Here is a 26046-nt window from a genome sequence, read left to right on the forward strand (position 1 = left end):
ACTAGGAGCCCTTCTGGGTCGTGTCGGGGCCGCCGTCGGCGGCTCCGGGGTGGGAGGGGGAGGAACGGGGGCCGGCGAGGCGCTGCAGCTCGACGACCAGGTGCGCCCGGAGGGCGGGCTCGGCCACACGGAGGTAGCTGTCGACGGTCTCGTCGCCGCGGGGCGACCAGGAGATCACGAGCAGGCCGCCCTCCTCGACGACGCGGTCGATCACGTAGCTGCCCTGGCCCGCTCCGCGCAGGAGGGCGGCCGGGATCACCGTCTCGCGCTCGCCGACGGGGGCGATCACGACGCCGCGCTCGTGGAGGCGCAGCACCGCGTTGCCGCGGAAGCCGAGCCCGGGCAGCACGACGCGCTCGAGCGGCTGCTCGAAGCGGGTCGTGGCCACGTACGGCAGGTCGACGCGCTCGACCTCGGCACCCAGCGAGGACGCGGGCACGGGCTCCGGCGCGAGGGCGGCCGAGCGGCGGCGCCGCTTGCGCCAGGAGAGCAGCATGCCGACGAAGACGAGGACGACGACCGCGGCGATGACGATCGTGATCGCGGCCCTATCCACGGGAGGCCTTCGCGGACGCGGCGACGACCGCCGCGTCGACGAGCTCGCCGTCCAGCACGGTCGGGAAGCCCCGGTGGAGAGTGGCGACGACGCGGCCCGGCAGCTCGCGACCGAGGTACGGGGAGTTGCCGCTGCGACCGCGCAGGTCCCCGGCCGAGAAGCGGCGGCGCGCCTCCGGGTCGTAGAGCACGAGGTTCGCGGCGGCCCCGACGGCGAGGCCCTGGTCGTAGCCGTCGAGCCGGCCGATGCGGGCGGGCGCGGAGGAGAGCACGCGCGCGACGTCGGACCAGCTCATCCGGCCGTCCTCGACGACAGCGGCGTGCACCACGCTCAGCGCGCTCTCGAGGCCGACCATGCCGAACGCCGCGGCGTCCCACTCGCAGTCCTTCGCCTCCACCGGGTGCGGCGCGTGGTCGGTGGCGACGATGTCGATGGTGCCGTCGGCGAGGGCCTCGCGGAGGGCGAGCACGTCCTCGTCGCGGCGCAGCGGCGGGTTCACCTTGAAGCGGGCGTCGTAGCTCGGCCCGTCCTGGCCGGCGACGGCCTGCTCGGTGAGGAGCAGGTGGTGGGGGGTGACCTCGGCGGTCACGTCGATCCCCCGGGCCTTCGCCCAGCGGATGACGTCGACCGAGCCCGCCGTCGAGACGTGGCAGACGTGCAGGCGGGAGCCCACGTGCTCGGCGAGGAGCACGTCGCGCGCGATGATCGCCTCCTCGGCCACGGCGGGCCAGCCCTGCAGCCCGAGGGCGCTGGAGACGGCGCCCTCGTTCATCTGCGCGCCGACGGTGAGCCGCGGCTCCTGCGCGTGCTGGGCGACGACTCCGTCGAACGCTTTGACGTACTCGAGCGCGCGCCGCATCAGCAGCGCGTCCGAGACGCACTTCCCGTCGTCCGAGAAGACCCGCACGGCAGCACGGCTGCGGGCCATCGCGCCGAGCTCGGCGAGCGACTCCCCCGCCAGCCCCACGGTCACCGCACCGATCGGGCGGACCGTCGCGTAGCCGGCGTCCTCGCCCAGGCTCTGGACCTGCTCGACCACGCCCGCGGTGTCCTGCACCGGCGAGGTGTTCGCCATCGCGAAGACGGCGGTGAAGCCGCCCGCGGCCGCAGCGCGCGTGCCGGTGAGGATCGTCTCGCTCTGCTCGAACCCCGGCTCGCGGAGGTGGGTGTGCAGGTCGACCAGGCCGGGCAGCGCCAGCAGGCCGTCGGCGTCGATCACGCGGGCCCCGCTCGAGTCGAGGTCAGCGCCGATCTCGACGATCACGCCCCCGTCGATCAGCAGGTCGGCGGTCGACTCGTCGGCGAGGGTCGCTCCCGAGATCAGGATCCGCTCCGTCGCCGTGCTCGGGCGTTGCTGGGCAGTGCTCATCAGTGGACCTCCCGTTCGCCGGACAGCAGCAGGTAGAGCGCGGCCATCCGGACGGACACTCCGTTCGTGACCTGTTCGAGCACCGTGGAGCGGCTCGAATCGGCGGCCGCCGAGGAGATCTCGACGCCCCTGTTCATGGGTCCGGGGTGCATGACGATGGTATCCGGACCCAGCCGGGCGAGCCGCTCGTCGTCGAGGCCCCAGATCCGCGCGTACTCACGGCCGTTGGGGAAGAACCCGCTCGACATCCGCTCGAGCTGGATGCGCAGGAGCATCACGACGTCGGGGAGCCCGGTGTCGATCGCCTCGTCCAGATCGAAGCGGACGGTCGCGGGCCAGTCGCGCGTGTCGACAGGCACGAGGGTCGGCGGAGCGACCAGGGTGACCTCGGCGCCCAGCGCCGTCAGCAGCCAGACGTTCGAGCGCGCCACGCGCGAGTGCAGGACGTCGCCGACGATGGTCACCGCGACGCCGTCGAGGCTCTTGCCCCGGGACGCGGACGCGCCGTGCAGGCGCCGGCGGATGGTGAACGCGTCCAGGAGCGCCTGGGTCGGGTGCTCGTGGGTCCCGTCGCCGGCGTTGAGGATCGACGCGTCGATCCAGCCGCTCGCGGCCAGCACCGCGGGAGCTCCGGAGGCGCTGTGGCGGATGACCACGCCGTCGGCGCCCATCGCGGCGAGCGTCTGCGCGGTGTCCTTCAGGCTCTCGCCCTTCGAGACGCTGGAGCCCTTCGCGCTGAAGTTGATGACGTCGGCCGAGAGCCGCTTCGCCGCCGCCTCGAACGAGATCCGCGTGCGGGTGGAGTCCTCGAAGAAGAGGTTGACCACGGTCTTCCCGCGCAGGGTCGGGAGCTTCTTGACCTCGCGGTTCTGCACGTCCGCCATGTCCTCGGCGATGTCGAGGAGGGCGATCGCGCTCGCGCGGTCGAGGTCGCGGGTCGAGAGCAGGTGCTTCACGGAGCCGCCTCCTCGCCGGTGGCGTGCGACTCGATCGCGACCAGGTCCTCGCCGTCCGTCTCGACGAGCCGGACGTTGATCCGCTCGCTCAGGCTGCTCGGAAGGTTCTTGCCGACGAAGTCGGCCCGGATCGGGAGCTCGCGGTGCCCGCGGTCGACCAGCGCGGCCAGCCGCACGGCTCGCGGACGCCCGATGTCGCTGAGGGCGTCCAGGGCGGCGCGGATGGTGCGGCCCGAGAAGAGGACGTCGTCGACGAGGACCACGGTCCGGCCGTCGATGCTCGCGGGGACGGCGGTGCGAGCGGGGGTGCGGACCGGGTGCCGGGAGAGGTCGTCGCGGTACATCGTCACGTCGAGGGAGCCGGCGAAGACGGGGGCCGCGTCCGGCTCGATCCGCGCGATCGTCTCGGCGATGCGCCGCGCGAGGGCGACGCCGCGCGTGGGGATCCCGAGGATGACCAGCGACTCGGGGCCGCGGTTCGACTCGAGGATCTCGTGGGCGATGCGCGTGAGCGCTCGCGTGATGTCAGCGCCGTTGAGCACGATTCGTGCCGTCACACCGACCTCCTTCCCCGCCTCACAGGACGGCTGTTAAAGGAAAAGCCGTGTCGAGTATAGGGGCAGTCGCGCACCCCGCCGGACGGGCCCCCGGGAACGTCCTCGGCCCGCCGGATCACGGGGATCCGGCGGGCCGAGGACGGTCTCGTAGCGGTCAGGCCGTCGTGCGGGACTCCGCGACCGAGGCCAGGAGCCCGTTGATGAAGCCCGCCGAGTCGTCGGTCGACAGCGACGTCGCGGCCTCGACGGCTTCGGAGATCGCGACGCCGTCGGGGACCGCGTCATTGTGCAGGATCTCCCACACCCCGATCCGGAGGATCGCGCGGTCGACCAGCGGCATGCGCGAGAGGGTCCAGCCCTGGGCGAGGCGGGCGATCAGCTCGTCGATCTCGTCGGCGTGGTCGATGACTCCGTCGACGATCTCGCGGGCGTAGAGCCACGAGGCCTCACGAGCCGGCTCGTTCGCCGCCCGCTCGGCCTCGGCGCGCAGCGACTGGGCGAAGCTGATCTGCCGGACGTCGGCGTTGTAGAGGATGTCGAGGGCGCGCTTGCGCGCCTTCGTGCGAGCACTCACGGGAGGCCCGGCTCAGCTGACGCGGCCGAGGTAGTCGCCCGTGCGGGTGTCGACCTTGACCTTCGTGCCCTGCTCGAGGAAGAGCGGGACCTGGATCTGGTAGCCGGTCTCGACCGTCGCGGGCTTGGTGCCGCCGGTCGAGCGGTCGCCCTGGAGGCCGGGCTCCGTGTAGGTGATCTCGAGGACGACCGAGGCGGGGAGGTCGATGTAGAGGGGGTCGCCGTCGTGCAGGGCGAGGGTCACGTTCTGGTTCTCGAGCATGAAGTTCGCCGCGTCGCCGACGACCGCCTCGGGGACGGTGATCTGGTCGTAGTCGCTGGTGTCCATGAACACGAAGTCCGCGCCGTCGCGGTAGAGGTACTGGAAGTCGCGGCGGTCGACGTTGGCCGTGTCGATCTTGGCGCCCGCGTTGAAGGTCTTGTCGACGACCTTTCCGGTGAGGACGTTCTTCATCTTCGTGCGGACGAAGGCGCCGCCCTTGCCCGGCTTGACGTGCTGGAAGTCGATGACGTTCCAGAGCTGGCCGTCGATGCTGAGGACGGTGCCGTTCTTGATGTCGGTGGTAGAGGCCATGCGAAGGGGGATCCGTTTCGGTGGAAGTCTGCGCCGGCGAGCCCGGTACGCGGGCGCGGCGATATCGGCCGGTCCGGCTGACCCGTCGAGTGTAGTCGACGCGGCCCCGTCGGCAGAGGAGTCTGGACGCCGCGTGCGAATCGCCCCACCGGTCCGCCGGAGCGCGAGACGGTGGAGGACCGACCCCGAGGAGGAGCACATGGACACCGTTCCCGCCGACATCGTCGTGCCGCCCTGGTACTCGATCGCGTTCACCGCCGTGCCGATCGTCATCGCCGTCGTGATCGTGCTCGTCGTGGTGCTGATCGTCGTGAACGTGCGCCGGGCGCGCTCGCTCGGAGTGGATCCGCTGACCCTGCGGACCGACGTCGCGGCCCGCTTCGCCCGCGAGGGTCCCGGCTCCGCCCGCCCGCTCGCGGACCGGCTCGCCGAGCTGGAGGCGCTGCGAGCGGCGGGAACGATCACCGAGGCCGAGTACGCCCAGGCGCGAAGGGCGGCCCTGGGCGGAGGCTGACGGCGCCGCCCCGGCGAGGGCTCCTGCTCAGCCGGAGCTACGACCCGATCTCCTGGTACGCCGCGAACAGCAGCGACGTCTCCGGACCCTGCAGGATGCTCGGCCGCGCGATGTCGTCGAGGACCACGAAGCGCAGCATCCCCGCGCGGGTCTTCTTGTCGCGCTGCATGGCGGCGAGGAGCGTCTCCCACCGGCCGAGCGGGTAGCTCGTCGGCAGGGTCAGCGACTCGAGGACCCGGCGCTGGCGGTCCACGACCGCGTCGCTGAGCGATCCGGTCAGGCGCGAGAGCTCGGCCGCGAACATCATCCCGACGGAGACCGCCGCGCCGTGGCGCCACTGGTACCGCTCGGCGTGCTCGACCGCGTGCCCGAGGGTGTGCCCGTAGTTCAGGATCTCGCGCAGGCCCTTCTCGGTGAAGTCCTCGCCGACGACCCGCGCCTTGATCCCGATCGACAGCTCGACCAGGCTGCGGAACTCCTCCGACGTCGGGTCGGTGGCCAGGTCGATGTCGGACTCGATGATGTCGAGGATGCGCGGCTCGGCGATCATCCCGTACTTCACGATCTCGCCGAAGCCGGCGAGGATCTCGTTGCGCGGGAGGCTGGTCAGCACGTCGAGGTCGGCGACGACCGCCCGCGGCGCGTGGAAAGCGCCGACGAGGTTCTTGCCCTCGGCCGTGTTGATGCCGGTCTTCCCGCCGACGGCCGCGTCGACCATCCCGAGCACCGTGGTCGGCACCTGCACCAGGTCGACCCCGCGGAGCCAGGTGGCGGCGACGAAGCCGGCCAGATCGGTGATCGCGCCGCCGCCGAAGCCGACGACCACGTCCGTGCGGGTGAAGTCGGACTGCCCCATCACCTGCCAGCAGAACGCCGCGACCTCCACGCGCTTCGCGGCCTCGGCGTCCGGGACCTCGGCGAGCAGCACCTCGTAGCGCTCGAGCAGGCTCTCGCGGATCTCGGCGGCGAGGACCGCGAGGGTCGGCGGGTGCACGATGAGCACCTTCGCGGCCCGGGGGCCGATCGCGTCGGCGAGGCCGTCGAGGAGTCCGCGCCCGACGTGGATGTCGTAGCCGTTCTCTCCGGCGACGGGAATGGCGGTGGTGCCGTCGTTCATGACTGTCTTCCGCTCGGGCGGCTCGTGGCCGCCGGGTCCGATGGTGCAGGGGTGGCGGAGGAGCGCTGCGCGCGCACCCACTCCGCGATCTCGGCGGCGATCAGGGTGATCGGCCGCCGGGAGGTGTCGACCACGGTGTCCGCGAGGGACTCGTAGACCGGGCGCCGCTCGTCGAAGATGCGGACCCAGTCGCCGACCCCGCCGCGCACCAGAGGGCGGGAGCCGGAGCCGAGCCGGTCGCGGACGGCCTCGGCCGTGGTGGTGAGAAGAACGACGGGCACGTCGGCGAGGTCGGCGCGCGTCGCGGGATCGAGCACCGCTCCCCCGCCGAGGCTCAGCACGACGTCGCGGCGGACGGCGCGCTCGACGACGCGGCGCTCCTCCCGGCGGAAGGCCGGCTCGCCGTGGGCGTCGAAGTAGGGGGCGATCGGGCCGTGGGTGCGCACGAACTCCGCATCGGAGTCGACGAACCCGGCGCTCAGCGCCTTCGCGACCCGCTTGCCGATCGTCGTCTTGCCGGCCCCCATCGGGCCGATCAGGACGACGCGGGCGCGGGCCGCGCCGGTATCGTGACCCGCCATCAGCGGGCCGCCGAGGACGCGGCCATCAGGCGAGCCCGAGACCCGGGTCGCTCGCGGCGGCCGTGCGGAGCTCGTCGGGGACGGCGGCGAGGTAGCCCTGCAGGTTGCGGCGGGTCTCGGTGACGCTGTCGCCGCCGAACTTCTCGAGCACGGCGTTCGCGAGCACCAGGGCGACCATCGCCTCCGCGACGACGCCCGACGCCGGCACCGCGCAGACGTCGGAGCGCTGGTGGTGGGCGCCCGCCGCCTCACCCGTGGCGACGTCGACGGTGCGCAGGGCGTGCGGCACGGTCGCGATCGGCTTCATGCCGGCGCGGACCCGCAGCACGGTCCCCGTGCTCATCCCGCCCTCGGTGCCGCCGGCCCGGTCGCTGGACCGGGAGATCCCGGCGGCGGCCTGGAACAGCTCGTCGTGCGCCTCCGAGCCGCGGCGGGTGGTGGTGAGGAAGCCGTCTCCGACCTCGACGCCCTTGATCGCCTGGATGCCCATCAGTGCCGCCGCGAGCTGGGCGTCGAGGCGACGGTCCCAGTGCACGTAGGAGCCGAGTCCGGGCGGGAGGCCGTACGCGAGGACCTCGACCACGCCGCCGAGGGTGTCGCCGTCGTCGTGGGCGCGGTCCACCTCGGCCACCATGAGGGCGCTGGTCGCGGCGTCGTGGCACCGCAACGGGTCCGCGTCGAGGGCGGCGACATCTGCCGGCTCGGGCAGCGGCGAGCCCTCGGGCACGCGGACCGGCCCGATGGCGAGCGTGTGGCTGACGAGCGCGATGCCGAGCTCGCCGAGGAAGCGGCGGGCGACGGCGCCGAGGGCGACGCGGGCAGCGGTCTCGCGGGCGGAAGCGCGCTCGAGCACGTTGCGGGACTCGGGGAAGCCGTACTTCTGCATCCCGACGAGGTCGGCGTGGCCCGGGCGGGGACGGGTGAGCGCGGCTCCGCGGCCCTTCGGCAGGCTCTCGGGGTCGCGGGGCTCCGCCGACATGACGTCGACCCAGCGCGGCCACTCCGTGTTGCCGATGCGCAGGGCGATGGGGCTGCCCATCGTCGCTCCGTGCCGGACGCCGGAGGAAATCGTCAGCTCGTCCTGCTCGAAGTTCATCCGGGCCCCGCGGCCGTAGCCGAGCTTCCGGCGCGCCAGATCGGCGCGGATGTCGTCGAGGGAGACGGGGACGCCCGCCGGCAGTCCTTCGAGGACGGCGACGAGTTCGGGACCGTGGGATTCCCCGGCCGTGAGCCAACGGAGCATCCTCCGATTCTGGCACACGAGGTCAGTGCGCCGGGCCCGCCGAGACGGCTCGGCGCATCGCGGCGAGCACCTCGTCCTCGCGTTCGAGAGGCAGGGCCGGGTCGCCGCCGACGAAGATCCGCACCTGCACGAGGGCCTGGTGGAGCAGCATCCCGAGCCCCGAGACGACCGGGGAGCCGCCCTGCTCCCAGCGCCGGGCGAGCGCGCTCGGCCACGGGGAGTACGCCACGTCGAACAGGGTGGAGCCCGCGACCGCCGCGTCCGGGACGTCGAGGTTGTCCGCTGCTCCGCCCGGGAGCGTCGAGATCACCAGGGGCGCTCCGGTGGACCAGTCGCCGAACGAGTGGACCGAGAGCGAGACGCCGAGCGACTCCGCGAGCGGAGCGAGCTCGGCGGCCCTCGACGCCGTCCGCAGGACGAGGTCGACCCGCGCCGCACCCAGTCCGGCGGCGGCGGCGAGGGCGGAGGCGGCGGTCGCTCCCCCGCCGAGCACCTGGACGCGCTCCGCCGAGACGACGCCCGCCTCGGCGAGGGCCCGCACGATGCCCGCGACATCGGTGTTGAAGCCGCGGAGGCGGGGTGCCGGGCCGGAGCGGTCGACCAGCACGGTGTTGACCGCGCCGGTGACCCGGGCGACCGCGTCCTCCTCGGCCAGCAGCGGACGCACCGCGTGCTTGAGCGGCATGGTCAGCGACAGGCCGTGCCAGGGCTCGCCGGACACGACCTCGGCGAGGGTCTCCTCGGTCGTCTCGACGGCACGGTAGCTCCAGTCGAGTCCGAGCACCCGGTAGGCGGCCGCGTGCAGCGCGGGCGACTTCGAGTGCGCGATCGGCGCGCCGAGGACCGCGAGGCGGTACCCGGCGGCCGTCACTGGTACTCCGGGTGGTCCCGCATCCAGGCCTGCCACTGGTCGACGGCCGCGTTGTGCTCGGCGTCGGTGGTGGAGTAAACCGTCTCGCCCGTCTCGAGGTTCACCGTGACGAAGTACATCCAGGTGCCGTCCGCGGGGTGCATGACCGCGTCGATCGCCACGTCGCCCGGGTTCGAGATCGGCGCGGGCGGCAGTCCGTCGCGCTGGTAGGTGTTGTAGACGTTGCCGGCGTCGTTCCGCTCGGCGTCCGTCGTCGAGACGCGGTCGGTCGCGCCGGTCCCGTAGGCCACGGTCGCGTCCGACTGCAGGCGCCACCCCTGGTCGAGACGGTTCTGGAACACGCGCGCGACCTTCGGGAAGTCCTCGGCGACGCGGGCCTCGCGCTGCACGAGGGAGGCGAACACGACGACGCGGTAGCGGTCGTCCACCGGCACGCCGGCCTGGTCGAGCGCCTGGTACATCCGGTCGACCAGCGTCTTCAGGATGTCGTGCGCGGGCGTCGACGGGTCGATGTCGTACGTCGCGGGGAACAGGAACCCCTCGAGGCTCGTCGCGCCGGCCGGGAGTCCGAACGAGCCCCAGTCGGCGGCGGCCGCCTCGAGGTCCGTCAGCGCGACCCCGGTGCCGTCGGCGATGAGCGGCAGCGCCTCCTTGAGGGCCGTCCCCTCGGGGATGACGAAGGTGTTCGCGAGGCGGGTCGACTCGGAGTCGAGCAGCGCCGACAGTGCGGCCTTGGCGCTCATCTCGGCCTTGAGCGAGTAGGCGCCGGGCTGGAAGACGGGCTCGGGGCTCTGGGCGAGGAGCAGGTCGTAGAACGGGTCGTAGGACTTGATGACCCCGTCCGAGACGAGGTTGTTGGCGATGTCGCTGCCGCCGTCGCCCTGGTGGATCGTGAACAGCACCTCGCTCGAGCCGGTGCCGGTGAAGTCGGTCGGCTCGGGCTCGGCGAACAGGCCGCGCACGGGCTCGAGGAAGATCGTCACGGCGATGGCGACGAGCGCGGCGAAGACGCCGAAGGCCAGGAGCCCGCCGATGAGCCCGCGGCGGCTGCGGCGCTTCTTCGCGCCGCCGGTCGCGCGAGCCGCGCGGCGCCGCTTCGGGCGCGCGTCCGGGTCGAACGCGGCGGCGTCGTCGCGGCCGCGGGGCTCGGGCACGTCGGGCCCGGTGAAGAGGCGGCCCAGCGGATCGTGCGCCTCAGTCGGCGCGGGCTGCTGCTCCGGAGTCGGGTCGGGCGGAGTCGGCTGCGACTGCTCGGCGGCGCGGGCGTCGCGGCGGCTCGGGGGGACGTCGGTCACGAGGAGGTCCTTCGTTCGGTTCGAGCAGGACTCCGGCCGGGGTGCCGGCCGAGCGCTCGGAATCGATGGCGTGCTGCAGGATCACCACGGCGGCGACCTGGTCGATCACGGCTCGGGAGCCGCGGGTGGTGCGTCCGGAGCGGTGCAGGGCGCTCTGGGCGGTGACCGTCGACAGCCGCTCGTCGACGAGCCGCACCGGAGCGGTGGGGACCGCTTCGGCGAGCAGCCGAGCGAATCCGCGCGCGTCCTCCGTCGAGGCCGTCTCGGCCCCCGACAGCGACAGCGGCAGTCCGACGATGATCGCCTGGGCATCGTACTCGGCGGCGAGGTGCGCGATCCGGGAGACGTCCGAGGATCCGCCGTCAGTGCCCGCCCGCGGGACCGTCTCGACGGGCACCGCGAGCAGGCCGTCGGCGTCGCACCGGGCGACCCCGATGCGGGCTCGGCCCACATCGATGCCGAGCCGGACGCCGAACCGGCCCATTCAGCTGGTCGCTTCCTGGACCACGGCCTCGAGTGCCGCGCCGATGGCGGAGACGTCGGAGCCGCCGCCCTGGGCGAGGTCGTCCTTGCCGCCTCCGCCGCCGCCGAGGATCCCGGCGGCGCGCTTGGCGAGCACACCCGCGCGGCGGCCCTGATCGCGGGCGGCCTGGTTGGTGGCGACGATCACGGCGGGCTTGCCCGAGACGTCGGCGGCCAGCGCGACGACGGCCGGCTCCTGGCCGAGCCGCTCGCGGACGGAGGTCACGAGGGAGCGCAGCTCGTCGGTCGATCCCGCGGTGCCGATGTTCTCGGCGACGACGGTCGTGCCGCCCACTGTGCGGCGGGTCGCCGCGAGGGCGGGCACCCGGTCGGAGAGGGCCTTGGCCTCGAACGCGGCGATCCGCTTCTCGGCGGCCTTGAGGCTCGCGACGAGCTCGCCGATCCGCTCGGGCAGCTGCTCGCGCGGGGTCTTCAGCGAGGACGAGATCGTGCTGACGAGGGCGCGCTCGGCGGCGAGCTCCTGGAAGGCCTCGCGGCCCACGAGCGATTCGACGCGGCGGTTCGTCGATCCGACCGAGGACTCGCTGACCAGGCTGATCACGCCGACCTCGGACGAGCGCCCGACGTGGGTGCCCGCGCAGAGCTCGCGCGACCAGGGCCCGCCGATGTCGACCACGCGGACGACGTCGCCGTACTTCTCGCCGAAGAGGGCCATCGCGCCGAGCGCCTTCGCCTCGTCGATCGGGAGCTCGCGCGTGACGACCTCGAGGTTGTCCCGGATCGCGGTGTTGGCGATCTCCTCGATCTCGCTGCGGGTCTCGAGTGAGAGGGCCTGGTTCCACGAGAAGTCCAGGCGCAGGTAGCCCGCCTTGTTGTACGAGCCGGACTGGTGTGCCTGCGGGCCGAGGACCTGGCGCAGCGCGGCGTGGATGAGGTGCGTGCCCGAGTGGGCCTGCGTGGCGCCCCGGCGCCAGTCGCGGTCGACGACGGAGGTGGCGGCGTCGCCCACTCCGACCTCGCCGCTGGCGACCTGGACCTTGTGGCTGATGAGCCCCTTGACGGGCTTCTGCACGTCGAGGACCTCGAGGTCGAAGCCGGAGCCGACGATGCGGCCCGCGTCGGCCTCCTGGCCGCCGGACTCCGCGTAGAGGCTGGTCGCCTCGAGGATCACCTCCGCGATGTCGCCCGCGACCGCCTTGGTGACGGAGTGCCCGCCGACGATGAGGCCGAGGATGCGCGTCTCGGTGTCGAGCACGTCGTAGCCGGTGAACAGCGTCTCGCCGTGGGCGCGGAAGTCGGCGTAGACCGAGAGGTCGGCCAGCGCCGACTTCTTCGACTTCGCGTCCGCCTTCGCCCGCGTCCGCTGCGCGGTCATGAGGGAGTCGAACGCCTCGCGGTCGACCGTCAGGCCCGACTCCTCGGCGATCTCGAGGGTGAGGTCGATCGGGAATCCGAAAGTGTCGTGCAGGAGGAACGCGGTGTCTCCCGGCAGCGTCGGCGACTCGGCCTTCTTCGTCTTCAGGACGGCGAGGTCGAGGATCTCGGTGCCGGCCGCGAGGGTGCGCAGGAACGCCTCCTCCTCGCCGTAGGCGCTGGTCGAGAGGCGCTCGAACTCGGTGGACACCTCGGGGTAGGCGGATGCCATCGCGTCGCGCGAGGCGGTGAAGAGCTCGGGGAACGTCGCGGTGTCCACTCCGAGCAGGCGCATGGCGCGCACGGTGCGGCGCATCAGGCGGCGGAGGATGTAGCCGCGCCCCTCGTTGGACGGCGTCACGCCGTCCGACAGCAGCATCAGCGAGGAGCGCACGTGGTCGGCGATGACGCGCATGCGGACGTCGTCCTCGTGGACGGCTCCGTAGCGGCGCCCCGAGAGCTCGGCGGCGCGGTCGAGGACCGGCCGGACCTGGTCGATCTCGTACATGTTCTCGACGCCCTGCTTGAGGAAGGCGACGCGCTCGAGGCCCATGCCGGTGTCGATGTTCTTGCGCGGCAGCTCGCCGAGGATGTCGAAGTCGACCTTGCTCGTGCCCTCTCCGCGGAGGTACTGCATGAAGACGAGGTTCCAGATCTCCACGTAGCGGTCGTCGTCCGTCGCCGGGCCGCCGTCGATCCCGTAGGCGGGGCCGCGGTCGAAGAAGATCTCGGAGCAGGGCCCGGCGGGGCCGGGCTGGCCGGTCGACCAGTAGTTGGTGTCCTTGTCCAGGCGCTGGATGCGCTCGTCCGGCAGTCCCGCGATCGTCTTCCAGAGGGCGATCGCCTCGTCGTCGTCCTTGTAGACGGTGACCCAGAGGTCCTTCTCGTCGAAGCCCAGTCCCCCGTCGCTCTCGGCGCCGGTGAGCAGCTCCCAGGCGTAGCCGATCGCCCCCTCCTTGAAGTAGTCGCCGAAGGAGAAGTTGCCGTTCATCTGGAAGAACGTGCCGTGACGCGGCGTCTTGCCGACCTCCTCGATGTCGTTGGTGCGGATGCACTTCTGCACGCTGGTCGCGCGCGGGAACGGCGCGGGGACCACTCCGGTGAGGTAGGGCACGAACGGCACCATGCCGGCGACGGTGAAGAGGAGGCTCGGGTCCTCGCTCACGAGGGAGGCGGAGGGGACCACGGTGTGGCCGCGGCTCCCGAAGAAGTCGAGCCAGCGGTTGCGGATGTCTGCGGTCTGCATGGGTTCCGTTACGGTTCGGTCGGTGACGACGCGGATGTCGGGCGGCGGGGCGTCAGCCCTCGCCGATGGCGGCCTTCAGTTCGGCCTCGCGCTGGTGGTAGCCCTCGGAGACGGCCTCGCCGAGCTCCTTCGCGGTGCGGTTGATGTCGGCGAAGAGCCGGGCGCCCGCCTCGGTGCGCGAGACCTGGTGGGCGACCGCGAATCCGAGGCCGATCCCGATGACGATCAGGAGGATGTTCTTCACGGGGTGTCCTTCCACAGCGGCGGGGCGGCCGCGGCGGCGCGACGACCCGTTCGATTCTAGGGCGCGGGCGCGGCGCTACTTCGAGCGCGGCCGCTTCGTGCGCTTCGCGGCGGAGCGGCCGACCGCGGCTCCGGCCTTGTCGGCCGTGCGTCCGGCGACGAGCACGGCGCGGACTCCGGCGGTGAAGCCGGCGAGCTTGATGAGCGGACCGCCGACGGTCGCGGCCGTGAGGGCGACGAGCGCGTTGACGTTGCCGGTGACCTCGGCGACGTCCTTCGTGATCGTGTCCACCCGGGCCAGCTGGTGGTTGGCCTCGCGGAGGGTGGAGGCCGACTCGTCGAGGATCGGCGTCAGGCCGTCGCCGGCCTGCTTGATGGCCTCGCTCGTGCTGTCGAAGACGCGTCCGAGCTTCCAGAGCGGGACGGCGGTGATCGCCACCAGGATCGCGAACACCCCCGCGGCGATGAGCCCTGCGATGTCTCCACCGGTCACGGTGACCTCCGTTCGATGCCGCCCAGCGCGGCACTCCAGCCTACCGACGGGCTGCGAGCGGGCGTGCGCGCCGGGTCCCCGCGTGCGATCTGCAGGTGCCTGTGCCGTGTGCAGGTGTCCATGCGGTCTGCAGGGGACCGTGCCGTGTGCAGGTGTCCGTGCGGTCTGCAGGGGACCGTGCCGTGTGCAGGTGTCCGTGCGGTCTGCAGGTGACCGTGCCGTGTGCAGGTGTCCGTGCCGAGACGCCGTGCCGTCTGCAGGTGACCGTGCCTGGCCGCCGTGCCTTCTGCACGGGGCGGATGTGCCGTCTGCAGGGCGCGGGTGTGCCGTCTGCAGGGCGCGGGTGTGCCGTCTGCAGGGCGCTGTGCCGTCTGCAGGGCGCTGTGCCGTCTGCAGGGCGCTGTGCCGTCTGCAGGGGGCGGAGGTGCCGTCTGCAGGTCCTGCAGGGCGAATCGCCTGTTTTTCCACATGATCGGAGTCGAAACCCCGGCATCCCCTGCAGATCGCGCCTTCCCCTGCAGATCGCGCCTTTCCATGCAGATCGCGCAGGTGCCTGCAGATCGCGCCTTCCCCTGCAGACCGCGCCTTTCCATGTAGATCGCGCAGGTGCCTGCAGGTCGCGCAGGTGCCTGCAGATCGCACGCCGAGACCCCGGGAACGGGAAAGGCCCCGGTGCGGACACCGGGGCCTTTCTCTGCGGGGCTGGACTCAGCGGGCCGCGTAGTACTCGACGACGAGCTGCACTTCGCAGGTCACGGGGACCTCGGCGCGCTTCGGGCGGCGCAGGAGCGTCGCCTGCAGCTTGTCGATCTCGACCTCGAGGTAGCCCGGGGTCTTGGGGAGGACGTCGACGTGTCCACCGGCCGCGGCGACCTGGAAGGGCTCGGTGCCCTCGGAGCGGGTCTTGACGTGGATGACCTGGCCCGGCTTCACGCGGAAGGAGGGGCGGTCGACCGTCTTGCCGTCCACCATGATGTGGCGGTGGGTGACGAACTGGCGCGCCTGCGCGGTGGTGCGGGCGAAGCCCGAGCGCAGGACGAGGGCGTCGAGGCGCATCTCGAGGAGCTCGACCAGGTTCTCACCGGTCAGGCCCTGGGTGCGGCGCGCCTCCTGGAAGGCGATGCGGAGCTGCTTCTCGCGGATGCCGTACTGGGCGCGCAGACGCTGCTTCTCACGCAGGCGGACCGCGTAGTCGGAGTCGGCCTTGCGCTTCGAGCGGCCGTGCTCACCGGGAGCGTAGGGACGCTTCTCGAGGTAGCGGGCGGCCTTCGGGGTCAGGGGGATGCCGAGGGCGCGCGAGAGGCGCGTCTTCGAACGGGTACGGGACGTGGTCGACACAGTGGTCCTTCCAAGGTCTGAGAGGTTCGGTCGCAGCTCTCGACCGCCGGCTCCGGGAGGAGGGCGGACGCCGCGGTCGTGTCCTCCGCGGGTGCGGGGGAAGGGTGACCGCAGTGGCGGGCTGCGCGATTCAGAGGGATGTGCTGCTCCGCTCGGCTACAGAGCGGTGGGCAACCTCGCAAGACTATCAGGCCGCGGCCTCCTGTGCGGGTCCCGCGAGCACGCGGTCGGCGCGGTCAGCCCCGGTCGCCGCGGATGATGCGCAGGAGCTTCGTCACGCGCGCGGAGACGTCGCGCTCGTTGCCGTGCTCAGTGGGCCGGTAGTACCGCGCGCCCTGGAGCGGGTCCGGGAGGTACTGCTGCTCGAGCACGCCGAGGTCGGCGTCGTGCGGGTACCGGTAGCCCTTGCCGTGGCCGAGCTTCTTGGCGCCGGGGTAGTGCGCGTCGCGCAGGTGCGGCGGGACCCGCCCCGCGCGGCCCGCACGCACGTCCGCGATGGCCGCGTCGATGGCGGAGTAGGACGCGTTCGACTTCGGAGCGGTCGCCAGGTGCACGACCGCCTGGGCGAGCGGGATGCGTCCCTCCGGCATGCCGATGAACTGCACGGCGTCGGCCGCGGCGATCGCGACGACGAGCGCCTGCGGGTCGGCCATGCCGATGTCCTCGGACGCGGAGACGATGATGCGGCGGGCGATGAACCGCGGATCCTCCCCCGCCTCGATCATCCGGGCCAGGTAGTGGAGCGCCGCGTCGACGTCGGAGCCCCGGATGGACTTGATGAAGGCGCTGATGACGTCGTAGTGCTCGTCGCCGTTGCGGTCGTAGCGCAGCAGGGCGCGGTCGACGGCGCGCGCGACGACCTCGGTCGTGATGACGGGGAGCGCGGGCTCCTCGGCGACCGCCTCGACGGGAGCGTCCTCCTCGTCGTCCTCCTCGTCCGGGTCCTCCGCGGCGGCGGCCCGGGCGACCCGGTCGGCCTCGCGGGCCTCCGAGCGGGCGGAGGTGGCGGCGGCCTCGAGCGCGGTCAGCGCCCGCCGGGCGTCTCCGGAGGCGAGCCGCACGATGCTCGCCCGGGCCTCCTCCTCCAGCGTCACGGAGTCGCGGAGGCCCCGCTCGTCGTGCAGGGCGCGGTCGACCAGGACGCCCAGGTCGTCGTCGCTGAGCGGTTCGAGGGTCAGCAGGAGCGAGCGTGAGAGCAGCGGCGCGATCACCGAGAACGAGGGGTTCTCGGTCGTGGCCGCGATGAGGATGACCCACCCGTTCTCGACCCCGGGCAGCAGCGCGTCCTGCTGGGCCTTCGTGAAGCGGTGGATCTCGTCGAGGAAGAGCACCGTCGACGTGCCGTAGAGGTCGCGGGTGGAGAGCGCCTCCTCCATCACCTGCCGCACGTCCTTCACGCCCGCCGTGACGGCGGAGAGCTCGACGAAGCGGCGGCCGCTGGAGTGGGCCACCGCCTGCGCGAGCGTGGTCTTGCCCGTGCCGGGAGGGCCCCAGAGGACGACGGACACCGCTCCCCGCTCCCCCGTCGTGTCGGCGGCGAGGGCGACCAGGGGCGAGCCGGGCGTGAGGAGATGGCGCTGACCGGCGACCTCCTCGAGGCTGCGCGGCCGCATCCGCACGGCGAGCGGAGTCGCCCCGGAGCGGAGTCCGGCCTGCTGCATGGTCATGCCCCCAGCGTAACGACGGCCTCCGACAGATCCCCGGCCCGACCGCTCGGCGCGACGGAGCGGCGTTTGTCGCGCCTCCGGCGGTTCTCGTAGGCTCGACGCGGCCTGCGTGCGCGGGCCGCCGCGCCGAAGCCGCGCGGACGAGGACGTCGGAGGAACACGTGGCCCAGGGCAAGTCGAACGACCGCGAGGCGCGCACCCGGCTCCGGGCCTACCAGGCCCGTCAGAGCCTCCACCGCTCGAGGCAGAAGCGGCGCGTGCGCGACAACGTGATCGCGGCGATCGCCGCCGTCGTCGTGATCGGGCTCGCCGTCGTCGCCCAGATCCTCTACTTCTCCGGCGGCCCCGGCACGCCGGTCGCCGCGCCGACCCCCTCCTCCTCCTCGACCCCGACGCCCGAAGCGACGGGCGAGAACACCGGCGACGTGCCCTCCTCGGACATCGCCGAGGGCCGCGACTGGACGGGCACGCTCACGATCGGCGAGGACCCGCTGGGCATCACGCTCGCCGGCGCCGCCGCACCGCAGGCCGTCTCGTCCTTCATCTCGCTGACGCAGTCCGGCTTCTACGACGGCGTCTCCTGCCACCGCCTCACCACCGAGGGCCTCTACGTCCTCCAGTGCGGCGACCCGAACGGCGACGGCACCGGCGGACCGGGCTACAGCTACGGCCCCGTCGAGAACGCGCCCGAGGACGGCGTCTACCCGGCCGGGACCATCGCGATGGCCCGTCAGGGCGGCAACGGCTACAGCCAGGGCAGCCAGTTCTTCGTCGTCTACCAGGACACGACCCTGCCCGCCGACGCGGCCGGCGGGTACACCGTGCTCGGGCAGGTCACCTCGGGGCTGGACGCGCTGGTCGCCGACGTCGTGTCGAAGGGCACGGCCGACGGATCGAGTGACGGCGCACCCGCCGAGCCCGTGACCATCACGTCCGTCTCCGTCCAGTAGCCGCACCCGCGGCGTCGTCACGGTCCGCCCGCGCGGGGAGTGCAATAGGCTTGTCGTCACTGCCCGTTCGCGGCCGAGCGCGGTCTTCGGCCCTCCGGCCGTCGAGCCCCACCGGCCGACGACGCGACGGGCACCGAGAAGCACGACATCGAACAGCAAGGTGAGGCTCCGAGCGATGAGTGACCAGCAGCCGTGGGGACGGGTCGGCGACGACGGGACGGTCTACGTCCGCGTCGGCGACGGGGAGCGAGAGGTCGGCCAGTACCCCGATGCGACTCCCGAGGAGGCGCTCGCCTACTACGAGCGCAAGTACACGGAGCTCGCCGGGCAGGTCTCCCTGCTCGAGCAGCGCGCCAAGCGGGGCGCACCCGCCGGAGACGTCGCACGCACGGTGCAGTCGCTGTCCGCGGCCATCGCGCAGGCGAACGCGGTCGGCGACCTCGAGTCGCTGCAGACCCGGGTCGACGCGCTGAGCGGCTCCGTCGAGGATCTGACCGAGCAGCAGGCGGCCGAGTCCAAGGCCGCGCTGTCCGAGGCCCTCGCCTACCGCGAGGCCATCGTCGCCGAGGCCGAGGCCCTGGCGGCGGTCGACCCGGCGAAGACGCAGTGGAAGCAGGCCAGCGCCGCTATCGACGACCTCTTCGCCCGCTGGCAGAACCACCAGCAGCAGGGTCCGCGCCTTCCCAAGAACGACGCGAACGAGCTGTGGCGCCGCTTCCGCGGTGCGCGCACCACGATCGAGCAGAACCGCAAGGCGTTCTTCGCCGACCTCGACTCCGCGCACCGCGAGGCCAAGCAGGCCAAGCAGGCGCTGATCGACCAGGCCGAGGCGCTGGTGCCCCAGGGCGCGGACGCCATCCCGGACTACCGGGCGCTCCTCGAGCGCTGGCGTGTCGCAGGCCGGGCCGGCAAGCGGTTCGACGACGCGCTCTGGGCCCGCTTCAAGGCCGCCGGCGACGCGATCTACGGCGCCAAGGCCGAGATCGTCGCGCAGGAGAGCGTCGAGTACACCGAGAACCTCGACCTCAAGCTCGCCCTCCTCGAGGAGGCGGAGCCGCTCCTGCAGGAGCAGGACCGCGAGAAGGCCAAGCGGGTGCTGCTCTCGATCCAGGAGCGCTGGGACGCCGTCGGCCGCGTGCCGCGCGAGCAGGTGCGCACGGTCGAGGACCGCCTCCGCAAGGTCGAGGCGCACGTCCGCAAGCTCGACGAGGAGCACTGGAACCGGAGCAACCCGGAGCGCAAGGCCCGCTCCGAGGGCCTCGCCTCGCAGCTGACCGCCGCGATCCAGAAGCTCCAGGACGAGCTCGACGAGGCGAAAGCGCGCGGCGACCGCGACGCGATCGCCCAGGCTCAGGAGGCGCTCGACGCCCGCAAGGTCTGGCTCGACGCGATCGGCTAGACCCGCTCCGGCGGATCCCTCCACAGATCCGCTCGCGACGCTCCGGAGGGGAGGCGCATCGGCCAGCATGGCCGGATGCGCCTCCCCTCCGTCCTCCTCCCCGGGCATCTCCCCCTCGCAGAGCTGTGCGCCGCACGCCTCGACGGCGAGCTGGTCGCGCTCGACGAGGGCTTCCTCGTCGCGGACCTGCCCCTGGGGGCGTCCGAGCGGGCAGCCTCCCTGCGCTCGCTGCTCCCCCGCGGCGCCGTCGCCGATCGTCTCTCCGCCGCCTGGGTGCACGGAGCGACGCACGACCCGCCGCCGGTGCACAGCGCCTCCATCGACCGGCGGAAGCGCCGACAGGTGCCGTCGAACCCCCGCCTGCGCTGCCATGAAGTGCTGCTCGACGAGGACGACGTCGTCCTCCTCGGCGGGACGCCGGTCACGTCGCCTGCCCGAACGCTGATCGACCTCGCCCGGACGGAGGACGCGGGCTCGATCCTCCGGGCGCTCTCGCGCAGCACCCGGACCGGGCTGGCCGCCGTCGTCGCGAGACTCGAGGAGGGCAGCGCCGTCGCCGGACGGAGGATCGTCGGACGACGGCTGCGGGCGGCACTCGACGAGACGCCGCCCGGAGATCAGCCCCCGTTGACCCGGTAGACGTCGTAGACGGCGTCGATCCGGCGCACGGCGTTCAGCACGCGGTCCAGGTGGGTCGTGTCGCCCATCTCGAAGACGAACCGGCTGATCGCCAGCCGGTCGCTCGAGGTCGAGACCGTCGCCGAGAGGATGTTGACGTGGTGCTCCGAGAGCACGCGCGTCACGTCGCTCAGCAGGCCCGAGCGGTCCAGCGCCTCGACCTGGATCTGCACGAGGAAGATGCTCTTGGAGGACGGTGCCCACTCGACGTCGACGATCCGCTCCGGCTCCTTCAGCAGCTCCTGCACGTTGTGGCAGTTCGCCTGGTGCACGGAGACGCCGGCTCCCCGCGTCACGAATCCGACGATCTGGTCGCCCGGAACCGGGGTGCAGCACTTCGCGAGCTTGACCAGGATGTCCGGCGCGCCCTTCACGAGGACGCCCGACTCGCTGCTCCGGCTCCGCGGCCGGGGCGAGCGCGGGAGGGTGACCTCGTTCTCGTCCGACTCCGGATCGCCCTGGATGGAGGAGACGACCTTCTCGAGCACCGACTGTGTCGAGACGTGGCCCTCGCCGACGGCCGCGTAGAGCGCCTCGACGTCGTTGTAGCGCAGCTGGCTGGCCACCTCGGTGAAGGTGTCCTGGCTCATCAGCTTCTGCAGCGGGAGGTTCTGCTTCCGCATCGCCCGGGCGATGGAGTCCTTGCCCTGCTCGATCGCCTCGTCGCGCCGCTCCTTGGTGAACCACTGGCGGATCTTGTTGCGGGCCCGCGGGCTCTGGACGAAGTGGAGCCAGTCCTGGCTCGGTCCCGAGTCGGGGTTCTTCGAGGTGAAGACCTCGACCACGTCGCCCGTCGTCAGAGCGGACTCCAGCGGCACGAGGCGCCCGTTGACCTTGGCGCCCATCGTCCGGTGCCCGACCTCGGTGTGCACCGCGTAGGCGAAGTCGACCGGGGTCGCGCCGGTCGGCAGGCCGATCACGCGTCCCTTCGGGGTGAAGACGTAGACCTCCTTGGCGCCGATCTCGAAGCGGAGGGAGTCGAGGAACTCGTTCGGGTCGGTGGTCTCCGACTGCCAGTCCGAGAGGTGCGCGAGCCAGGCGAGGTCGGTGTCGTTCGATCCGGAGGTGGGCACCTTGCCGGTGGCCATCTGCTCCTTGTACTTCCAGTGCGCCGCGATGCCGAACTCCGCGTGCTGGTGCATCTCGTTGGTGCGGATCTGGATCTCGACCGCACGGCCCTTCGGCCCGACCACCGTCGTGTGCAGCGACTGGTAGAGGTTGAACTTCGGAGTGGCGATGTAGTCCTTGAACCGGCCCGGCATCGGCGTCCAGCGGGCGTGGATCGAGCCGAGCACGGCGTAGCAGTCGCGCACCGAGTTCACGAGGACGCGGATGCCGACCAGGTCGTAGATCTCGTCGAAATCGCGACCGCGGACGACCATCTTCTGGTAGATCGAGTAGTACTGCTTCGGCCGGCCGACGACGCGACCGCGGATCCGCCCGGCCCGCAGGTCCTCGCTGATCAGGTCGATGACGTTCTGCACGAACTCCTCGCGCTGCGGCGTCCGCCGCTTCACCAGGCTCTCGATCTCGTTGTAGATCTTGGGGTAGAGCACCGCGAAGGACAGGTCCTCGAGCTCCCACTTGATGGCCTGGATGCCGAGGCGGTGCGCCAGCGGCGCGTAGATCTCGAGGGTCTCAGTGGCCTTGCGGGCCGCGGACTCGGCGGGGACGAAGCCCCAGGTCCGCGCGTTGTGGAGGCGGTCGGCGAGCTTGATGATCAGGACGCGGATGTCCTTCGACATCGCCACGATCATCTTGCGGACGGTCTCGGCCTGCGCGCTGTCGCCGTACTTGACCTTGTCGAGCTTGGTGACGCCGTCGACGAGCATCGCGACCTCGTCGCCGAAGTCCGCGCGGAGCTCGTCGAGCTGGTAGTCGGTGTCCTCGACGGTGTCGTGCAGCAGCGCGGCCGCGATCGTCTTCGAGCCGATGCCGAGATCGGCGAGGATCTGCGCGACGGCCAGCGGATGCGTGATGTACGGCTCACCGCTGCGGCGCTTCTGGTTCGCGTGCGCCCGCTCGGCGACCGAGTACGCGCGCTCGATGAGCGCGATGTCGCTCTTGGGGTGGTGCATCCGGACGGTGCGGACGAGGGTGTCGACGGCGCCGGAGGGCTGCGCACGCGAGAAGATCCGCGGGACCAGTCTGCGCAGGGCAGCGGTCGAGGACGTCGTCGTCGTTTCCGTCACGCGAGGATCTCCATCGCCCCATTATCGCCCGTGCGGACGATGCCGATGACCGTTCCGCCCGGGGCGGACGGTACCGGCGTCAGCCGATGCGTCCCGGACGCCCCTCGCCGTCGACCACGTCGCCGCCCGCCGCGGCCCAGGCGGTCATGCCGGCGTCGACGTTGGCGACCTCGTAGCCGGCGCCGTCGAGGGCCTGCGTCACCATCGCGGAGCGGACTCCGGAGTGGCAGACCACCAGGATCGCCGTATCGGCCGGGAGCTCGTCCTGCCGGGCGCCGATCTCCCCCATCGGGATGTGGTGGGCGGCAGGAGCGTGCCCCGCCGCCCATTCGTGCGGCTCGCGGACGTCGAGCAGCCAGACCTCGTCGCGCTGGACGAGTCCGACGGCGTCGGCCGCGGTGACCTGGGCGTAGTCGGCCACGGCTCAGCCCTGGACGGCCGGCGCCGCCGGAGCGGTCGCCTTCGCCCGGGCCGACTCCACGCGCTTGTCGTGCTTCGCGATCTCGCTCTCCCGGCTGCGCAGCTGCGCGTACAGCGGCGCCGCGACGAAGATCGTCGAGTAGGTGCCGACGATGATGCCGATCAGCAGGGCGAGCGAGATGTCGCGGAGGGTGCCCGCGCCGAGGACGAACGCTCCGATCACGAGGATCGCGGCCACCGGGAGGGCGGCGACGATCGAGGTGTTGATCGAGCGCACCAGGGTCTGGTTCTCGGCCAGGTTCACCGTCTCGGAGAAGGTGCGGGTCGTGCTGCCGAGAGCCTCCGCCGTGTTCTCGCGGATCTTGTCGAAGACCACGACGGTGTCGTAGAGCGAGTAGCCGAGGATCGTCAGCAGTCCGATCACCGCCGCCGGCGAGACCTCGGTGCCGGTGATGCCGTAGACGCCCGCGACGATCACCAGGTCGTGAAGGAGCGCGACGATCGCGGCGAGCGACATCTTCCACGTCCGGAAGTACGCCCACATGGCCAGGGCCGCGAGGACGACGAAGATCACCAGGCCGCGCAGGGCCTGCTGGGTCACGTCGTTGCCCCACGCCGCTCCGATGAAGGAGGAGGCGACCTGGTCGGCGGGGACGTCGTACGCCTCCGACAGAGCGTTCTTGACCGCGGTCGACTCGTCGGTCGAGAGCTGTCCGGTCTGCACGCGGATGGAGTCGTCGCCGACGATCGACACGCGCGGAACGGTCTCCGGCGCGACGGTGGTGACGGCGTCCGTGGCCGTCGCCTGCTCCAGGCTCGCCGGTGAGGACACCGTGAACTGCGAGCCGCCGGTGAACTCGATGCCGAAGTTGAAGCCGCCGCGGGCGACGGTCCCGAGCAGCGTGATCAGGATCAGGGCGAGCGAGACGAGGTACCACGTGCGGCGCCGGCCGACGAAGTCGATCGATCGCGCACCGGTGTAGAGGTCGTTTCCGAACTGCGAGAAGCTGGCCATCACGCGTCCTTCCCGTTCGAGTCGTTGGAGTCGCGCAGGCCGGCCGCCTCGGCGGCCTTCCGCTCGGCGATGGTCTGGCGCTTGGCCGCCTCGCGGGACGCGGAGGCGCGCTTGCCGGCGACCACCTGGTCCTGCGGACGGAAGGCCGCACGGCCGCGGTAGACCGCTCCGAGCGCCCGGGGATCCAGGCCCGAGGCCTTGTGCCCCTCGGCGAAGAACGGTCTGGTGGCCATCAGCTGCAGGATCGGGTGGGTGAACAGAGCCACCACGATCAGGTCGATGATCGTCGTGATCCCGAGGGTGAGCGCGAAGCCGCGGACGCTGCCGACGGCGAGGAGGAAGAGCACCACCGCGGCGAGCAGGTTCACCATGTCGGACGCGAAGATCGTGCGCAGAGCGCGCCGCCAGCCGGACTCGACGGCGGACTCGAGGCCGCGCCCGTCGCGCAGCTCGTCGCGGATGCGCTCGAAGTACACGATGAACGAGTCGGCCGTGATGCCGATCGCGACGATCAGACCCGCGACCCCCGCGAGCGAGAGGCGCAGTCCCTCCCGCCAGGACAGCAGCGTGACGACGAGATAGGTGACGATCGCCGCGACGAGCAGCGAGGCGATCGTGACGGCTCCGAGCACGCGGTACTGCGCGATGGAGTAGACGATGACGAGGATCAGGCCGATGAGGCCGGCGAGCAGGCCGCTGGCGAGCTGAGCGGAGCCGAGCGTCGCCGAGATGCTGTCGGAGCTCTGCACCTGGAAGCCGATCGGCAGCGCGCCGTACTTGAGCTGGTCGGCGAGCGACTTCGACGACTCCTGGGTGAAGGAGCCCGAGATCTGCGCGTTGCCGTCGGTGATCGCGGCGTTCGTCGACGGGGCCGAGATGACCCGGCCGTCGAGCACGATCGCGAACTGGTTCTGCGCACCCTGCAGCGCCACGAGGCGCGAGGTCACGTCGCCGAAGGCCTGCGTGCCCTGGTCGTCGAACGAGAGGTTGACGGCCCAGGTGCCGGTGCTGGCGCCGGAGGAGGTCGTCATCAGGCCGTTCGAGGCGTCCGAGATGTCCTCGCCGGTGATCTCCACCGGGCCGAGGACGTACTTGACGGTCCCGCTGTCGTCACAGGTGATGAGCGGCTGGTCGGCCGGCGCGAGGTTCGGGTCCTGGCCGCTGAGGAAGGCGCAGTCGAAGGCGGTGTACTGCGCCTCGAGAGCCGGAGTGAGGTAGGCGAGGTCGCTCGCGTTCGTCGGCGAGGTGGTCGGCTCCGTCGAGAGGGACGGATCCACGGGCGTCGGAGTGGGCGAGGACGTCGCGTCGCCCCCGACCGAGCTGTTGGTGGCCTGGCTCGCGACGAGGACGGGGCGGAAGTCGAGCTTCGCCGACGCCTCGATGCGCTGGAGGGTCTCGTCGTCCGGCGTGCCCGGGATCGAGACGACGATGTTGCTCGAGCCCTGGGTCGTGATCTCGGCCTCGGAGACGCCGGACGCGTCGATGCGCTGGCGGATGATCGAGACGGCCTGCGTCAGCTGCTCCGACGAGACGGTGTCGCCGTCGTTGAGCTGCGGCTGCAGGACGATCTGCGTGCCGCCCTCGAGGTCGAGAGCGAGCTTCGGCGTCCAGGAGCCGCCGCCCCAGAGGACGGCCGCCGTGTTGAGTCCGACGAGAGCGAGGATCAGGACACCGAGCCAGCTCAGGGAGCGGCGGGCCTTCCGGACGGGGGTTGATGCGGCCACCCAGGGCTCAGCTTTCTCTTCGGTCGACGGTGATCGTCCCGGGTTCGCCCGGGCGTGGAGAAGGGCGGGCGGGCGTCGATGCGCCCGGCCCGCCCAGGAGACTACTGCGCGTCGGGACGGCGGTCGCGCTCCACCGGGTCCACCAGCGGGTCGCGGTGGGCGGAGTCGCGCTCGCCGAACTCGGGCGAGCCGGTCGCGCTCAGCGGGTCGGCCTCGTCCTCGGCCTCGACGACGACGGCGTTCTCGCTCGGGTCGATGAGGCGGGCGATCGCCTGACGGTGGATGGTCAGCAGCGTGCCGGGGGTCGACTCGATGACGATCTTGTTCGCCTCGTCGTCGATCGACACGACGGTGCCGAAGAGGCCGGAGCCGGTCATCAGCTCCACCCCCGGCTGGAGGTTGTTCTTCATGCTCTCCGCGTCGCGCTGGCGCTTCTTGTTGTTGCGGAACATGAAGATGATCATCACGGCGAGCAGCAGGACGAGCAGGATGATCGTCGGATCCATGGGTGGGCCTTCCGGAGTGGATGGGCGATCCGCCGCGCGGCCTCAGGTCGAGGCGGAGCGGATCGAGCGGCCC

At 71.9% G+C, this 26046-nt stretch carries 25 protein-coding genes and 1 pseudogene; 4 read left to right on the top strand and 22 right to left on the bottom strand.

Annotation, left to right across the window (positions count from 1 at the left end; genetic code table 11):
* Window position 1: 1 nt before the first annotated feature.
* From C5D44_RS01720 to efp, 6 genes are all read right to left on the bottom strand, one after another.
* On the bottom strand, window positions 2-556 hold the full coding sequence (locus C5D44_RS01720; protein WP_104280647.1) for a hypothetical protein: 555 nt from the start codon (window positions 554-556) through the stop codon (window positions 2-4).
* Window positions 549-1925, bottom strand: coding sequence for a dihydroorotase (locus tag C5D44_RS01725; protein WP_104280648.1), 1377 nt, complete (start codon window positions 1923-1925; stop codon window positions 549-551). Before C5D44_RS01725 ends, C5D44_RS01720 begins: the two co-directional genes overlap by 8 nt.
* Entirely contained in the window at window positions 1925-2881 is a 957-nt protein-coding gene (locus C5D44_RS01730; protein ID WP_104277683.1) for an aspartate carbamoyltransferase catalytic subunit, read from the bottom strand. The genes C5D44_RS01725 and C5D44_RS01730 overlap by 1 nt, the downstream gene beginning before the upstream one ends.
* Window positions 2878-3438, bottom strand: a complete 561-nt coding sequence (gene pyrR, locus C5D44_RS01735; protein WP_104277682.1) for a bifunctional pyr operon transcriptional regulator/uracil phosphoribosyltransferase PyrR — start codon at window positions 3436-3438, stop codon at window positions 2878-2880. Before pyrR ends, C5D44_RS01730 begins: the two co-directional genes overlap by 4 nt.
* A 154-nt stretch (window positions 3439-3592) precedes the next feature.
* Complete coding sequence (nusB, locus tag C5D44_RS01740) at window positions 3593-4012, bottom strand: transcription antitermination factor NusB (RefSeq protein WP_104224751.1); 420 nt, start codon at window positions 4010-4012, stop codon at window positions 3593-3595.
* A gap of 12 nt (window positions 4013-4024) precedes the next feature.
* A complete protein-coding gene (efp, locus tag C5D44_RS01745) occupies window positions 4025-4585 on the bottom strand; it encodes an elongation factor P (protein ID WP_068210208.1) in 561 nt (186 codons plus the stop codon).
* Window positions 4586-4784: 199 nt separating this feature from the next.
* Between efp and C5D44_RS01750 the strand changes: the two genes are divergently transcribed.
* Window positions 4785-5099, top strand: coding sequence for an SHOCT domain-containing protein (locus tag C5D44_RS01750; protein ID WP_104277681.1), 315 nt, complete (start codon window positions 4785-4787; stop codon window positions 5097-5099).
* Between the two features lie 37 nt (window positions 5100-5136).
* Here the strand turns inward: C5D44_RS01750 and aroB are convergent, their stop codons facing one another.
* The 11 genes and pseudogenes from aroB to C5D44_RS01805 all read right to left on the bottom strand — a co-directional run bounded on the left by aroB (window position 5137) and on the right by C5D44_RS01805 (window position 17089).
* Entirely contained in the window at window positions 5137-6216 is a 1080-nt protein-coding gene (aroB, locus tag C5D44_RS01755; protein ID WP_104224752.1) for a 3-dehydroquinate synthase, read from the bottom strand.
* Window positions 6213-6797 carry a shikimate kinase gene (locus tag C5D44_RS01760; protein WP_104280649.1) on the bottom strand — a complete coding sequence of 195 codons (585 nt, stop codon included), beginning with the start codon at window positions 6795-6797 and terminating at the stop codon, window positions 6213-6215. Before C5D44_RS01760 ends, aroB begins: the two co-directional genes overlap by 4 nt.
* Window positions 6798-6822: 25 nt before the next feature.
* On the bottom strand, window positions 6823-8040 hold the full coding sequence (gene aroC, locus C5D44_RS01765; RefSeq protein ID WP_104280650.1) for a chorismate synthase: 1218 nt from the start codon (window positions 8038-8040) through the stop codon (window positions 6823-6825).
* 22 nt (window positions 8041-8062) lie between these two features.
* Window positions 8063-8911 carry a shikimate dehydrogenase gene (locus C5D44_RS01770; RefSeq protein WP_258065276.1) on the bottom strand — a complete coding sequence of 283 codons (849 nt, stop codon included), beginning with the start codon at window positions 8909-8911 and terminating at the stop codon, window positions 8063-8065.
* The gene (mltG, locus tag C5D44_RS01775; protein WP_181118419.1) at window positions 8908-10206 is read right to left on the bottom strand and encodes an endolytic transglycosylase MltG; all 1299 of its coding nucleotides are present in this window, start codon (window positions 10204-10206) and stop codon (window positions 8908-8910) included. The genes C5D44_RS01770 and mltG overlap by 4 nt, the downstream gene beginning before the upstream one ends.
* 10 nt (window positions 10207-10216) lie before the next feature.
* Window positions 10217-10690 (bottom strand): annotated as a pseudogene (gene ruvX / locus C5D44_RS01780) (Holliday junction resolvase RuvX); the annotation flags it as partial.
* Window positions 10691-13348 carry an alanine--tRNA ligase gene (gene alaS / locus C5D44_RS01785; RefSeq protein ID WP_104280654.1) on the bottom strand — a complete coding sequence of 886 codons (2658 nt, stop codon included), beginning with the start codon at window positions 13346-13348 and terminating at the stop codon, window positions 10691-10693. It abuts the pseudogene before it with no gap.
* 52 nt (window positions 13349-13400) lie between these two features.
* On the bottom strand, window positions 13401-13592 hold the full coding sequence (locus C5D44_RS01790; protein WP_104225329.1) for a hypothetical protein: 192 nt from the start codon (window positions 13590-13592) through the stop codon (window positions 13401-13403).
* A 75-nt stretch (window positions 13593-13667) separates the two neighbouring features.
* Window positions 13668-14084, bottom strand: coding sequence for a DUF948 domain-containing protein (locus tag C5D44_RS01795; protein ID WP_104277674.1), 417 nt, complete (start codon window positions 14082-14084; stop codon window positions 13668-13670).
* Window positions 14085-14792: 708 nt separating this feature from the next.
* A complete protein-coding gene (gene rpsD, locus C5D44_RS01800) occupies window positions 14793-15422 on the bottom strand; it encodes a 30S ribosomal protein S4 (protein ID WP_068210518.1) in 630 nt (209 codons plus the stop codon).
* Between the two features lie 236 nt (window positions 15423-15658).
* The gene (locus tag C5D44_RS01805; protein ID WP_104280655.1) at window positions 15659-17089 is read right to left on the bottom strand and encodes a replication-associated recombination protein A; all 1431 of its coding nucleotides are present in this window, start codon (window positions 17087-17089) and stop codon (window positions 15659-15661) included.
* A 161-nt stretch (window positions 17090-17250) separates the two neighbouring features.
* On the opposite strand from C5D44_RS01805, the gene C5D44_RS01810 reads away from it, so the two are divergent.
* From C5D44_RS01810 to C5D44_RS01820, 3 genes are all read left to right on the top strand, one after another.
* The gene (locus C5D44_RS01810) at window positions 17251-18039 is read left to right on the top strand and encodes a peptidylprolyl isomerase (protein WP_104277672.1); all 789 of its coding nucleotides are present in this window, start codon (window positions 17251-17253) and stop codon (window positions 18037-18039) included.
* A 175-nt stretch (window positions 18040-18214) separates the two neighbouring features.
* A complete protein-coding gene (locus tag C5D44_RS01815) occupies window positions 18215-19438 on the top strand; it encodes a DUF349 domain-containing protein (RefSeq protein ID WP_104224762.1) in 1224 nt (407 codons plus the stop codon).
* Window positions 19439-19513: 75 nt separating this feature from the next.
* Window positions 19514-20077, top strand: a complete 564-nt coding sequence (locus C5D44_RS01820) for a type IV toxin-antitoxin system AbiEi family antitoxin (RefSeq protein WP_104277671.1) — start codon at window positions 19514-19516, stop codon at window positions 20075-20077.
* Here the strand turns inward: C5D44_RS01820 and C5D44_RS01825 are convergent.
* The 5 genes from C5D44_RS01825 to yajC form a co-directional block, all read right to left on the bottom strand.
* The gene (locus tag C5D44_RS01825) at window positions 20056-22308 is read right to left on the bottom strand and encodes a bifunctional (p)ppGpp synthetase/guanosine-3',5'-bis(diphosphate) 3'-pyrophosphohydrolase (RefSeq protein WP_104280656.1); all 2253 of its coding nucleotides are present in this window, start codon (window positions 22306-22308) and stop codon (window positions 20056-20058) included. The genes C5D44_RS01820 and C5D44_RS01825 overlap by 22 nt on opposite strands.
* Before the next feature lie 79 nt (window positions 22309-22387).
* Complete coding sequence (locus C5D44_RS01830) at window positions 22388-22729, bottom strand: rhodanese-like domain-containing protein (protein WP_104277670.1); 342 nt, start codon at window positions 22727-22729, stop codon at window positions 22388-22390.
* 3 nt (window positions 22730-22732) lie between these two features.
* Window positions 22733-23743, bottom strand: a complete 1011-nt coding sequence (secF, locus tag C5D44_RS01835; protein WP_104280657.1) for a protein translocase subunit SecF — start codon at window positions 23741-23743, stop codon at window positions 22733-22735.
* Complete coding sequence (gene secD, locus C5D44_RS01840) at window positions 23743-25467, bottom strand: protein translocase subunit SecD (RefSeq protein ID WP_104280658.1); 1725 nt, start codon at window positions 25465-25467, stop codon at window positions 23743-23745. Before secD ends, secF begins: the two co-directional genes overlap by 1 nt.
* A 101-nt stretch (window positions 25468-25568) precedes the next feature.
* A complete protein-coding gene (gene yajC / locus C5D44_RS01845) occupies window positions 25569-25973 on the bottom strand; it encodes a preprotein translocase subunit YajC (RefSeq protein ID WP_104280659.1) in 405 nt (134 codons plus the stop codon).
* Between the last annotated feature and the right edge of the window lie 73 nt (window positions 25974-26046).

The organism is Rathayibacter sp. AY1B5, assembly GCF_002932795.1.
GTDB lineage: Bacteria > Actinomycetota > Actinomycetes > Actinomycetales > Microbacteriaceae > Rathayibacter.

Excerpts from the sequence above, each read along its gene's own strand:
- C5D44_RS01725 (WP_104280648.1), bottom strand. The coding sequence starts at position 1,925 with ATGAGCACTGCCCAGCAACGCCCGAGCACGGCGACGGAGCGGATCCTG.
- efp (WP_068210208.1), bottom strand. The coding sequence starts at position 4,585 with ATGGCCTCTACCACCGACATCAAGAACGGCACCGTCCTCAGCATCGAC.
- C5D44_RS01750 (WP_104277681.1), top strand. The coding sequence starts at position 4,785 with ATGGACACCGTTCCCGCCGACATCGTCGTGCCGCCCTGGTACTCGATC.
- aroB (WP_104224752.1), bottom strand. The coding sequence starts at position 6,216 with ATGAACGACGGCACCACCGCCATTCCCGTCGCCGGAGAGAACGGCTAC.
- C5D44_RS01760 (WP_104280649.1), bottom strand. The coding sequence starts at position 6,797 with ATGGCGGGTCACGATACCGGCGCGGCCCGCGCCCGCGTCGTCCTGATC.
- aroC (WP_104280650.1), bottom strand. The coding sequence starts at position 8,040 with ATGCTCCGTTGGCTCACGGCCGGGGAATCCCACGGTCCCGAACTCGTC.
- alaS (WP_104280654.1), bottom strand. The coding sequence starts at position 13,348 with ATGCAGACCGCAGACATCCGCAACCGCTGGCTCGACTTCTTCGGGAGC.
- C5D44_RS01805 (WP_104280655.1), bottom strand. The coding sequence starts at position 17,089 with ATGACCATGCAGCAGGCCGGACTCCGCTCCGGGGCGACTCCGCTCGCC.
- C5D44_RS01815 (WP_104224762.1), top strand. The coding sequence starts at position 18,215 with ATGAGTGACCAGCAGCCGTGGGGACGGGTCGGCGACGACGGGACGGTC.
- C5D44_RS01820 (WP_104277671.1), top strand. The coding sequence starts at position 19,514 with ATGCGCCTCCCCTCCGTCCTCCTCCCCGGGCATCTCCCCCTCGCAGAG.
- secF (WP_104280657.1), bottom strand. The coding sequence starts at position 23,743 with ATGGCCAGCTTCTCGCAGTTCGGAAACGACCTCTACACCGGTGCGCGA.
- yajC (WP_104280659.1), bottom strand. The coding sequence starts at position 25,973 with ATGGATCCGACGATCATCCTGCTCGTCCTGCTGCTCGCCGTGATGATC.